Source organism: Pseudomonas mosselii (assembly GCF_003205295.1).
Lineage (GTDB): Bacteria > Pseudomonadota > Gammaproteobacteria > Pseudomonadales > Pseudomonadaceae > Aquipseudomonas > Aquipseudomonas mosselii_B.
Genome location: NZ_QJRP01000042.1, coordinates 1 through 11,434 on the forward strand (window position 1 = coordinate 1; position 11,434 = coordinate 11,434).

The 11,434-nt window shown below is 65.6% G+C and carries 10 protein-coding genes; 6 read left to right on the forward strand and 4 right to left on the reverse strand.

All coding sequences use genetic code 11. From position 1 onward, the window contains the following. The coding region (locus DMX06_RS23475; protein ID WP_110739575.1) for a CopD family protein at positions 1–361 on the reverse strand (361 nt) is incomplete at its 3' end. 98 nt (positions 362–459) lie between these two features. Between DMX06_RS23475 and dinG the strand changes: the two genes are divergently transcribed. From dinG to pdxH, 5 genes are all read left to right on the forward strand, one after another. Then, on the forward strand, positions 460–2,604 hold the full coding sequence (gene dinG / locus DMX06_RS23480; protein WP_110739576.1) for an ATP-dependent DNA helicase DinG: 2,145 nt from the start codon (positions 460–462) through the stop codon (positions 2,602–2,604). An 81-nt stretch (positions 2,605–2,685) separates the two neighbouring features. Continuing rightward, positions 2,686–4,914 (forward strand): beta-galactosidase, encoded by a 2,229-nt coding sequence (locus DMX06_RS23485; RefSeq protein WP_110739577.1) that lies wholly within the window; start codon positions 2,686–2,688, stop codon positions 4,912–4,914. Positions 4,915–5,083: 169 nt separating this feature from the next. Beyond that, complete coding sequence (locus tag DMX06_RS23490; RefSeq protein WP_110739578.1) at positions 5,084–6,229, forward strand: serine hydrolase domain-containing protein; 1,146 nt, start codon at positions 5,084–5,086, stop codon at positions 6,227–6,229. A gap of 99 nt (positions 6,230–6,328) precedes the next feature. Next, positions 6,329–7,294: an OmpA family protein gene (locus DMX06_RS23495; protein ID WP_110739579.1), complete on the forward strand. Its 966-nt coding sequence runs from the start codon at positions 6,329–6,331 to the stop codon at positions 7,292–7,294. A 19-nt stretch (positions 7,295–7,313) separates the two neighbouring features. Further along, entirely contained in the window at positions 7,314–7,961 is a 648-nt protein-coding gene (gene pdxH / locus DMX06_RS23500; protein ID WP_110739580.1) for a pyridoxamine 5'-phosphate oxidase, read from the forward strand. Between the two features lie 111 nt (positions 7,962–8,072). On the opposite strand, the gene DMX06_RS23505 is transcribed toward pdxH, so the two are convergent. Then, complete coding sequence (locus DMX06_RS23505; protein WP_028692125.1) at positions 8,073–8,303, reverse strand: hypothetical protein; 231 nt, start codon at positions 8,301–8,303, stop codon at positions 8,073–8,075. Positions 8,304–8,451: 148 nt separating this feature from the next. On the opposite strand from DMX06_RS23505, the gene DMX06_RS23510 reads away from it, so the two are divergent. After that, complete coding sequence (locus tag DMX06_RS23510; RefSeq protein ID WP_110739581.1) at positions 8,452–8,916, forward strand: glycine zipper 2TM domain-containing protein; 465 nt, start codon at positions 8,452–8,454, stop codon at positions 8,914–8,916. Positions 8,917–8,987: 71 nt separating this feature from the next. On the opposite strand, the gene DMX06_RS23515 is transcribed toward DMX06_RS23510, so the two are convergent. Together DMX06_RS23515 and DMX06_RS23520 are read right to left on the reverse strand one after the other, a co-directional pair. Further along, positions 8,988–10,595, reverse strand: coding sequence for an NAD(P)/FAD-dependent oxidoreductase (locus DMX06_RS23515; RefSeq protein ID WP_110739582.1), 1,608 nt, complete (start codon positions 10,593–10,595; stop codon positions 8,988–8,990). 103 nt (positions 10,596–10,698) lie between these two features. After that, complete coding sequence (locus DMX06_RS23520; protein ID WP_110739583.1) at positions 10,699–11,376, reverse strand: COG3650 family protein; 678 nt, start codon at positions 11,374–11,376, stop codon at positions 10,699–10,701. Positions 11,377–11,434 lie beyond the last annotated feature (58 nt).

An 11,434-nucleotide genomic window follows, 5' to 3' on the forward strand; every position in this document is an offset into this window, starting at 1 on the left:
CCCAATACCCAGCCTCCACCGCCGCACGCAGCTCAGGCAGCAACAAAGACTGAATCCGCATGAACAACGCAAACATGACTATCCCCCCGCCAATCATCAGCTGCACGTAACGAGGCGCGGTCTCGAACCCGGCAAACCGCAGGTGAATCATCCCGACCCCGCTGACAGCCAATACCGCCACCGCCAGCCAGACCCATCTGAAGAACCGCTGGAAAACCTCCACCCACAACCGCAGCCGCGCAGGCCCCTCCAGCGCGGCAACCGTTGCCGGCCGCAGCACCAGCCAGGCGAAGAACATCCCCCCGACCCAGACGAGGGCGGCCAGGACATGCAAGGTGTAGGGCAGGGCAAAGGCAAGCATCCGGATCTCCATGCGGCACAAAGGGCAATAGCGGGGTATGATAGCCGGCCCATGCGAAACACTGAAAATATATCCAGCCCTCCGGGCGCCTGCAGACCATGATCAGCAACGAACTCAAAGCCACCATCCAGGGCGCCTACTCGCGTTTCCTCGAAGCCAAAAGCCTCAAGCCACGCTACGGCCAGCGCCTGATGATCGCCGAAGTGGCCAAGGTGCTCGGCGACATCGCCTGCGACGACGACGGCCGCCGTGCCGGCGAGCCCGCCGTGGTGGCTGTCGAGGCCGGCACCGGTACCGGCAAGACCGTCGCCTACAGCCTGGCCGCGATCCCCGCCGCCAAGGCCGCCGGCAAGCGCCTGGTAATCGCCACCGCGACCGTGGCCCTGCAAGAGCAGATCGTCTTCAAGGACCTGCCCGACCTGATGCGCAACAGCGGGCTGAACTTCAGCTTTGCCCTGGCCAAGGGGCGCGGCCGCTACCTGTGCCTGTCCAAGCTGGACATCCTCCTGCAGGAAGGCCACGCCCAATCGGCCACCGCCCAGTTGTTCGAGGAAGAGGGCTTTCGCATCGAGGTTGACGAGCGCAGCCAGAAATTGTTCAACAGCATGATCGAGAAGCTCGCCGGCAACCGCTGGGACGGCGACCGCGACAGCTGGTCGGAGGCTGTCGAGGACCAGGACTGGGCACGCCTGACCACCGACCACAGCCAGTGCACCGGCCGGCATTGCCCGAACTTCCAGCAGTGCGTGTTCTACAAGGCCCGTGAAGGCATGGGCAAGGTCGACGTGATCGTCACCAACCACGACATGGTCCTGGCCGACCTGGCCCTGGGCGGTGGCGCCGTGCTGCCCGACCCGCGCGACACCATGTACGTGTTCGACGAAGGCCACCACCTGCCCGACAAGGCCATCGGCCACTTCGCCCACTATTCGCGCCTGCGCTCCACCGCCGACTGGCTGGAGCAGACCGCCAAGAACCTGACCAAGCTGCTGGCCCAGCATCCGCTGCCGGGCGACCTTGGCAAGTACATCGAGCAGGTTCCGGAGCTGGCGCGGGAGGTCCGCACCCAGCAGCAGTTCATGTTCACCCTCTGTGAGCAGGTGGCGGATTTTCGCGCCGGCGAGGACATGGAAGGCCGTGACCGCCCGCGCTACCGTTTCGAAGGCGGCGTGGTGCCGGAGCAGATCCGCGAGGTCGGCATCGAGCTCAAGAAAGGCTTCGCCCGCCTCAACGACCTGTTCACCCGCCTGGCCGACCTGCTCAAGGAAGGCATGGACGGCGAGAACAACATCGGTATCGCCAGCCACCAGGCCGAAGAGTGGTACCCGCTGTTCGGCAGCCTGGTGACCCGCGCCCAGGGTAACTGGGAGCTGTGGACCGCGTTCACCGCCGAAGACCCGGAAGACAATCCGCCCATGGCCCGCTGGCTGACCCTGGCCGAAAGCGGCGCGCTGTTCGACATCGAGGTCAACGCAAGCCCCATCCTGGCCGCCGAGATGCTGCGCAAGAGCTTGTGGAACGTGGCTCATGGCGCCCTGGTGACCTCGGCGACGCTGACCGCCCTGGGCAAGTTCGACCGCTTCCGCATGCGTTCGGGCCTGCCTCGCGACGCAGTGCAGTGCGTGGTACCCAGCCCGTTCGTGCATGGCGACGCCGGCCTGCTGCGAGTGCCCGACCTGGGCGCCGATCCGCGGGACGCCACGGCGCACACCGCGGCGATCATCCGCGAGCTGCCGGGCATCGTCGAGGATGCGCGTGGCGCACTGGTGCTGTTCTCCTCGCGCAAGCAGATGCAGGACGTGTTCGACGGCCTGGACCGCGACTGGCGCAAGCTGGTGCTGATCCAGGGCAACCTGTCCAAGCAGGAAACCCTGAACAAGCACAAGGCGCGGGTCGACGACGGCCAGCACAGCGTGTTGTTCGGCCTGGCCAGTTTCGCCGAGGGTGTCGACCTGCCGGGTGCCTACTGCGAGCACGTGGTGATCGCCAAGATCCCCTTCGCGGTACCGGATGATCCGGTCGAGGCCGCGTTGGCCGAGTGGATCGAGGCCCGTGGCGGCAACCCGTTCATGGAAATCGCCGTGCCCGACGCCTCGCTGCGCCTGATCCAGGCCTGTGGCCGGCTGCTGCGCACCGAGCAGGACCGTGGCGTCATCACCTTGCTTGACCGCCGTCTGGTCACGCAACGCTACGGCAAGGCTATCCTCAATGCGCTGCCACCGTTCCGACGGGAAATCGGCTGAGCGCCGGAGCAAGATGCACATCCCGTTGTCCATTACTCGATTGCGAGCCCATGACGGGTTCCGAAGGAGAGTCACCGCCCTATGATCCGCCGCACCCTGCCTGTCGTGTTCTCCCTGTTGTTCAGTGCGCCCTTGCTGGCCGGGCAACAGACGCTGTTCAGTTTCGTGCGCCCGGCCTCGGTGGTGAATGTCGTCACCCAGGACGCCAGCCTGCCGCAGTACAACGCGGAACAGACAGCCGAAGGCGAAGTGTTGCGGCGGGTGGTGTTCAACCCGGTGGCGCAGCCGACCCTGCGCCTCGCGCCGCAAGGCGGAGCGTGGGACTGGAGCGCCGGCCAGGCACTGACCCTGCGCCTGCAGAGCGGGATGGACTGGGCGCTGACCGTCGATGTGACGGTGCAAAGCAGCGATGGACGTACCCTCACCAGCCGCATCGACCTGCCGGCCGGGCCCGCGCAGACCGTGATGGTTCCGCTCAAGGCCAGTTCGCCGCTGAGCCAGGGCATGCGTGCCGGGCCGCCGATGCCCTGGACCTTCGAAGGGCAACGCTTGCTGCTCACCAGCAGCGAAGGCGCGGTGGACCTGGCGCAGGTCACTTCGATCAGCCTGAGCATTCCCGGCCCCAAGGTGGCCCAGAGCCTGTTGATCGAGAAAGTCGGCCTGCAGGATGACGACCAGGCGTTCAAGGCTGCCTACAGCGAATTGATCGATGCCTATGGGCAGTCGACTCGTGGTCGCTGGCCGGAGAAGATCGTCGGCGATGAGCAGCTCAAGGTCGCCGACAACCGTGAACAGGCACAACTCAAGGCCTGGCTGGCCGAGCGAAAAAAACTCAAGCTGGACACCTATGGCGGCCTGCTCGCGGGGCCGGCTTTCGAAGCCAAGGGTTTCTTCCGCACCGAGAAGCGCGACGGGCGCTGGTACCTGGTGACGCCCGACGGGCATCCGTTCTATTCGCTCGGCGTCAATGCCGTTGCCGCCGATGGCGGGCGCACCTATGTCGCCGGCCGCGAAGGCATGTTCAAGGGCTTGCCAGGCGAGGGCGAAGCCATGAACGCCTTCTACGGCGAGGGCAATAACGACGACGGTAATGCCTCGTCCCAGGGCCGGGGCTTCAAGCAAGGGCGCTGGTTCGATTTCTATGCGGCCAACCTGCAGCGCACCTACGGCAAGCCTTGCCCACAGGATGGCACGGCCTGCCCGGCGCCGGCCTTGGACGCCCAACGCTGGCAGGCCCACACCCTGGACCGCCTGCAGGCCTGGGGCTTCAACACCCTCGGCAACTGGAGCGACCCGACGCTCGCTCAAGCCAAGCGCCTGCCGTTTACCTTGCCATTGTCGATTGTCGGTGATTACGCCAGCATCAGTACCGGCATGGACTGGTGGGGACGCATGCCCGACCCGTTCGACCCGCGCTTCGCCATGGCGACCGAGCGCGCCGTGGCGATCGCCGCCCGGGATCATCGCGACGATCCCTGGCTGATCGGTTATTTCGCCGACAACGAACTGGCCTGGGCCGCCCCCGGCGACGATCCCAAGGCACGCTATGGCCTGGCCTACGGCACCTTGCGCCTGACCACCGATGTACCGGCCAAGCGTGCTTTCCTCAAGCAGCTCCGGGACAAGTACCGCAACCAGGAAGGGTTGTCCAAGGCCTGGGGGATCGAGCTGACTGCCTGGGAACTGATGGAGGACCCGGGATTCGAGGCACCCTTGCCCAACCCCGAACACCCGGAAATCGAGCGCGACTACCAGTATTTCCAGCAGGTGTTTGCCGAAACCTATTTCAAGACCATTTCCGATGCCCTGAAATGGCATGCGCCCAATCATCTGCTGCTGGGCGGACGCTACGCGGTCAGCACGCCCGAGGCGGTGAAGGCCTGCGCCAGGTTCTGCGATGTGCTGAGCTTCAACTTCTATACCTTGAAGCCTGAAGACGGCTACGATTTCGCCCGGTTGGCCGAGCTGGACAAGCCCGTGCTGGTCTCGGAGTTCCAGTTCGGTTCCCGCGACCGTGGCCCGTTCTGGCCAGGCCCGCTGGAAGTGGCCCGCGAGGAAGATCGCGGCCCGGCCTACGCCAACTTCCTCAAAGCCGCCATGGCCCAGCCGATGATCGTCGGCGCGCACTGGTTCCAGTATCTCGACCAACCGGCCAGCGGCAGGCTGCTGGATGGCGAGAACGGCCATCTGGGCCTGGTGGCCATTACCGACGTGAGCTACCCGGGCTTCGTCGAAACCGTGCGCCGGAGCAACCTGCAGATCCTCACGCAGCTACGCACCGAACTGGACAAGCCCGCCCCAAAAAAATGAGCGCTGTCCCTGGGGGTGCTTTCGTGGGAGTGGGCTTGCACCGCGATAGCGTTCCACCAGGGAACAAGCGCGCCCCTGGCAACCACCCAGCCATATCCAGTTTGCAAATCGCCCAACTACTGAAACAATGCACCCCTTTGCAAGCCAGGCCGTACAGAGAGGTAGTCGGGTGCAGATCCAGGGTCACTATGAGCTGAAGTTCGAGGCGGTGCGCGATGCCTTCGCCGCGTTGTTCGAGGATCCCCAGGAGCGTGGTGCCGCATTGTGCATCCAGGTCGGCGGCGAGACCGTGGTCGACCTGTGGGCCGGCAGCGCCGACAAGGACGGCCGCGAGGCCTGGCACAGCGACACCATCGCCAACCTGTTCTCCTGCACCAAGACCTTCACTGCCGTTACCGCCTTGCAGCTGGTAGGCGAGGGCAAACTGGCCCTCGATGCGCCGGTGGCGCGCTACTGGCCGGAGTTCGCCCAGGCCGGCAAGGAACAGGTCACCCTGCGCCAGTTGCTCAGCCACCGTGCCGGCCTGCCGGCCATTCGCGAGCTGCTGCCGGCCGAGGCGCTGTACGACTGGCAAGCCATGGTCGATGCCCTGGCAGCCGAGGCCCCCTGGTGGACACCCGGCAGCGAACACGGTTACGCGGCAATCACCTATGGCTGGCTGATCGGGGAGCTGATCCGCCGCGCCGACGGCCGCGGGCCCGGCGACTCGATCGTGGCCCGCACCGCCCGTCCATTGGGTCTGGATTTCCATGTCGGCCTGGCGGACGACGAGTTCCACCGCGTGGCGCATATCGCACGCGGCAAGGGTAACCCCGGGGACGCCGCGGCCCAGCGCCTGCTGCAGGTCACGATGCGCGAGCCCGAGGCCCTGTCCACCCGGGCCTTCACCAACCCACCGGCGATCCTCACCAGCACCAACAAGCCCGAATGGCGACGCATGCAGCAGCCGGCGGCCAATGGCCACGGCAACGCCCGCAGCCTCGCGGGCTTCTATGCCGGCCTGCTCGACGGCAGCCTGCTGGAGTCCGAGCTGCTCGACGAACTGACCCGCGAGCACAGCCTCGGCCAGGACCGCACCCTGTTGACCCAGACGCGCTTCGGCCTGGGCTGCATGCTCGACCAGCCAGAGGTGGCCAACGCCACCTTCGGCCTTGGCGCACGGGCGTTCGGCCATCCCGGTGCGGGCGGCTCGGTCGGTTTTGCCGATCCCGAACACGACGTGGCCTTTGGCTTCGTTACCAATACCCTTGGCCCCTACGTGCTGATGGACCCGCGCGCCCAACACCTAGTGCGGGTCCTTGGCAGTTGCCTTTGATCGGGTAATGCGGGTATTGCCCGGACCCTTTGACTATCCTCAATGCCAACGCCTGACGCGTATGGGCAAAATTTCTTTCTATTTCATGGTGTATCGCTGATGTCTTCACATAAAACCTTAGCACTCGCCCTGTGCCTGGCCATGACCGGCTGCGCCAGCCATTCCCAGGACTCCGCCAAGGACAGTGGCCTGAACTGGTGGCCCTTCGGCTCGGACAAGGTCGCCGACAAGGAAGTGAAGGAGGCCGTCGTCGAAAACGTCGCCAAGGCCGATGCCAAGTCCGAAAGCGCCAGCCGTTGGTGGTGGCCGTTCGGTAGCGACGAGAAGAAGGACAAGGTCGCGGCGGTGCCGAAGATCGACCAGAAGGCCACCCAGGCCTGGCTTGACCAGTACGAGCCAAAGGTCCGCGAAGCGATCAAGGGCAGCAAGTTCGAACTCGAACGCCGTGAGGATGTGCTGGCGGTGACCATTCCGGTGGACAGTTCCTACAACCCGGACCGTCCGAACATGCTGCTGCCGGTCACCCTCGGCCCGATCACCCAAGTGGCCAAGGCCATCGAGACCGACACCAAGACCGCCGTGCTGGTGCTTGGCCACGCCGACAGCAGCGGCGCTACCGCCGCCAACCAGAAGCTCAGCCTCGAGCGCGCCGCCTCGGTATCGGCAATCTTCCGCCTCAGCGGCCTGCAGCGTGACCGCCTGATGCTCAAGGGCATGGGCTCGGTAATGCCGCGCGCCGCCAACGACAGCGCAGAGGGTCGCGCCCTGAACCGCCGCGTCGAGCTGCTGCTGACCCCGCAGAACACCATGATCGCGCTGCTGGCCAAGTACCAGCAGGCCGCTCCGGCACCGGCCCCGGCGGCAATGGTCGCCACCCAGGACGCCAAGGCCCCGGCGGCCAAGGCCGCTGCCAAGCCAGCCGCGAAAAAGCCGGCCGCCAAGGCCAAGGCACCTGCCAAGGCCAGCACCGCCGCGAAGAAGAAAGCCGCTCCGGCCAAGCCCGCCGCGAAGAAGGCCGCCACCGACAAGAAAGTCGCCGCCAACAGCCCTGCGAAGACCAACTGATCGTCAAGGAAACGCAGTCATGACCCAATCCCTGGCCGATATGCGCCGCGACTACACCCGTGATGGCCTGGCTGAAGCCCAGGCCCCGGGGGAGCCGTTCGCGCTGTTCCATCACTGGTTCGCCGATGCGCTGAAGACCGAGCAGCTGCCGGTGGAAGCCAACGCCATGACCCTGGCGACCGTCGACGCCGACGGCCGTCCGCATTGCCGGGTGCTGTTGCTCAAGGCCCTCGATGCCCGGGGGTTCACCTTCTTCACCAATTACGAAAGCGCCAAGGGCCAGCACATCGCGGCGAACCCTTTCGCGGCCATGACCTTCTTCTGGCCGGCGCTGGAGCGTCAGGTGCGAATCGAAGGGCAGGTGGAAAAGGTCACGGCCAAGGAGTCGGACGATTACTACCAAGTGCGTCCTTTAGGCAGTCGCCTGGGCGCCTGGGCGTCGCCGCAGAGCCGGGTGATTGCCGACCGTGAGGAGCTCGAGGGGTTGGTCAAGGCCACCGAGGCGCGCTTTTCCGACACGCAACCGCATTGCCCGGAACACTGGGGCGGCTACCGCCTGGTGCCGGAGCGTGTCGAGTTCTGGCAGGGAAGGGCAAGTCGCTTACATGACCGGTTGAACTACCGACTGGTCGATGGTCAGTGGCTACGCGAGCGCCTGGCGCCCTGATATGCGGGGCCGCTGCGCGCCCCATCGCGGCACAAGGCCGCTCCTACAGGAATCGCGTAACCCCTGTAGGAGCGGCCTTGTGCCGCGATAGGCTGCAAAGCAGCCCCAGCATTACCGATACCCCGCCGCTTCCCGCTCCAGCCACGCCGCCAACTCCTTGCGCCGCACCTTCTCCACCCGCGCCCGCTCCAGCAGCTTGAGCATGAAATCCCGCTTCGCCGGGTCCTCTCCCGCCAGCGACAACGCCAGGTCGCGGTCCATCCAGCGCCGCATGCGCACATAAAGCCAGCCGTGAAAATACAGGCCGGCGATAGTCACCACGACGACGATGAAGTAATCCATGGCTATCCTTGGTCTCACGTGAAAGCCCGCCACCTAAGTCGACGCAGGCTGTACCTGGGCTGAATGAAAACAATTTTATAACGTTTGCGCCGTGACACTTGTCAAGGTGCGGAGTCTAATGGACACCTGTCTTATGGAGATTGACCCCATGCGTAAATCCGCTTTGCTGCTGGCCAGCTTCACCACCGTGTCGCTGCTGCTGGGCGGCTGCCAGTCGTCGCTGACCGGCGACAGCTACTCCCGTGATGAGGCCCGCCGCGTGCAGACCGTGCGCATGGGCACCATCGAATCCCTGCGTCCGGTGAAGATCGAAGGCACCAAGACGCCGATCGGCGGTGGTGCCGGTGCCATCGTCGGTGGCGTCGCCGGTAGCGCCATCGGTGGTGGCCGTGGCAGCATCGTCGCTGCGGTGATCGGTGCCGTGGCCGGTGGCCTGGCAGGTTCGGCCGCCGAAGAAGGCCTGACCCGCACCCAGGGCGTCGAGATCACCGTGCGTGAAGACGATGGCAGCATGCGTGCCTACGTGCAGCAAGTGCAGCAGAACGAAATCTTCCGTGTTGGCGAGCGCGTGCGCATCATGACTGTCGATGGCACCAGCCGCGTCACTCACTGATCACCGCACAAAAGAAACCCCGAACCGGCCTGGCCTGTTCGGGGTTTTCTTTTGCTTGCCCCGCAGTGGGATTACAGGCCGAGCATGTCCCGCGCCACCGCCTCGGCGATACGGATGCCATCCACGCCCGCCGACAGAATGCCGCCAGCGTAGCCCGCGCCTTCGCCCGCCGGGAACAGGCCCTTGAGGTTGAGGCTCTGGAAGCTGGCATCACGGGTGATGCGCAGCGGCGATGAGGTGCGGGTCTCGATCCCGGTCAGTACCGCATCGTGCAGGTTGTAACCCTTGATCTGGCGGTCGAAGGCCGGCAGCGCCTCACGGATCGCCTCGATGGCGAAGTCCGGCAGGCTCGGGGCCAGGTCGCCCAGGGTCACGCCCGGCTTGTAGGACGGCTCGACGCTGCCCAACGCGGTGGACGGGCGGCCGGCGACGAAGTCGCCCACCAACTGCGCGGGAGCCTGGTAGTTGCTACCGCCCATCACGTAGGCATGAGCTTCCAGGCGCTCTTGCAGCTCGATGCCGGCCAGCGGGCCACCCGGGTAGTCGCGCTCGGGGTCGATGCCGACGACGATGCCGGAGTTGGCGTTGCGCTCATTACGCGAGTACTGGCTCATGCCGTTGGTGACCACGCGCCCCGGTTCGCTGGTGGCGGCGACCACGGTGCCACCCGGGCACATGCAGAAGCTGTAGACCGAACGGCCGTTCTTGGCGTGGTGCACCAGCTTGTAGTCGGCGGCGCCGAGCTTCGGGTGGCCGGCGTACTTGCCCAGGCGTGCCTTGTCGATCAGCGACTGCGGGTGTTCGATACGGAAACCGACCGAGAACGGCTTGGCCTCCATGAATACACCCTTGGCATGCAGCATGCGGAAAGTGTCGCGGGCGCTGTGACCCAGGGCAAGGACCACATGTCGCGAGTGCAGCTGTTCGCCGCTCTGCAGCACCACGCCGGTGAGCTGTTCGCCGTCGACCAGCAGGTCGGTGACCTTCTGCTCGAAGCGCACCTCGCCGCCCAGGGTGATGATTTCTTCACGCATCTTCTCGACCATGCTGGTCAGGCGGAAGGTACCGATGTGCGGCTTGTTGATGTAGAGGATCTCGTCCGGCGCGCCGGCCTTGACGAACTCTTCCAGCACCTTGCGGCCGTGGTGGTTCGGGTCCTTGATCTGGCTGTACAGCTTGCCGTCGGAGAAGGTGCCGGCGCCGCCTTCGCCGAACTGCACGTTGGACTCGGGGTTGAGTACGCTCTTGCGCCACAGGCCCCAGGTGTCCTTGGTGCGCTGGCGCACTTCCTTGCCGCGCTCGAGCACGATCGGCTTGAAGCCCATCTGTGCCAACAGCAGCCCGGCGAAGATACCGCAGGGACCGAAGCCGACCACGATCGGCCGCTGCGTCAGGTCGGCCGGGGCTTGGCCTACGAACTTGTAGCTGACGTCCGGGGCCACGCCGATCTTGGCGTCGCCTTCGAATCGGCGCAGCAGCTCGGCTTCGTTGCTGGTTTCAAGGTCGATGGTGTAGATGAACAGCAACTCGCTGTTCTTCTTGCGCGCATCGTAGCTGCGCTTGAACAGGGTGAAGCCGAGCAGTTGCTCATCGCTGATGCCCAGGCGCTGGACGATGGCGGCGCGCAATTCGTCGTCGGAATGATCCAGGGGCAGCTTCAGTTCGGTGATTCGTAGCATGGCAGGGTCCAGTATCCCGGCCATGGGCGGCCGGCGGCTTTACACAAACCGCCAAGTATAAGCTGTTAGCCGCCCCGACTGGCAGGATAAAAGCGCCTGGCGATCAGAGGTCGCGGGCGCCGCCGTAGTAGGCGCAGCCCTGCAGGGTCTTGCCGTCGATGCGCAGTTCGGCCTTGAGGTGGCGGATGGCCCCGGTGGCACCGTCGATACAGCGTTGCGGCGCGACCCACAGCTCGACGCGCTGGCCGTTGGCCTCGCTGGACAGGCTCAGGCCGCCGCCGGGCATTGCCTCTTCCAGGTAAGGCAGCGCCAGCGGATCCTGGCCGATGCGGTTGAGCACCATGCCCTTGCCGCTGGCCTTGATGTCCCAGTCCGGCTCGTGGCCGCCGGCACGCAGGGTCAGTTGCTTGAAGTTCGGGTCTTCGCAGCCGGAATATTCGGAGGTTTCGAGGCGGTACAGGCGGGTCACGTCGAGCTGGCCGTCGCTGCCGGCCTGCTTGCTGCCGGTCATGCGCGCGCGGACGTCGGCGAACAGCTTGTCACCGGCGTCGTCGGCCAGGTTGGCCGCTTCCTGCAGGATGCCGGTCGCGGCGGCGTCGTTGACGATGAAGCGGCGGCTTTCGCTGCAGGGCTTGAACAGGAGATGGCCGCCGGCCGCGCTCAGTTCGCCTTGCATGCGGGTGGTGCCCAGGTTCGGGTCTACCGGTTTTTCGGCCAGCATCTGGCAGCCGGTGAACAGCGGCAGCAAGGCGGTGAGCAGCAGGGAAGGGGTGAGGCGCATGGGGCGGGCTCCGGGAGACTTTGCAGAATAACGGGCCACGGTACCGAGGCTGGGCGGT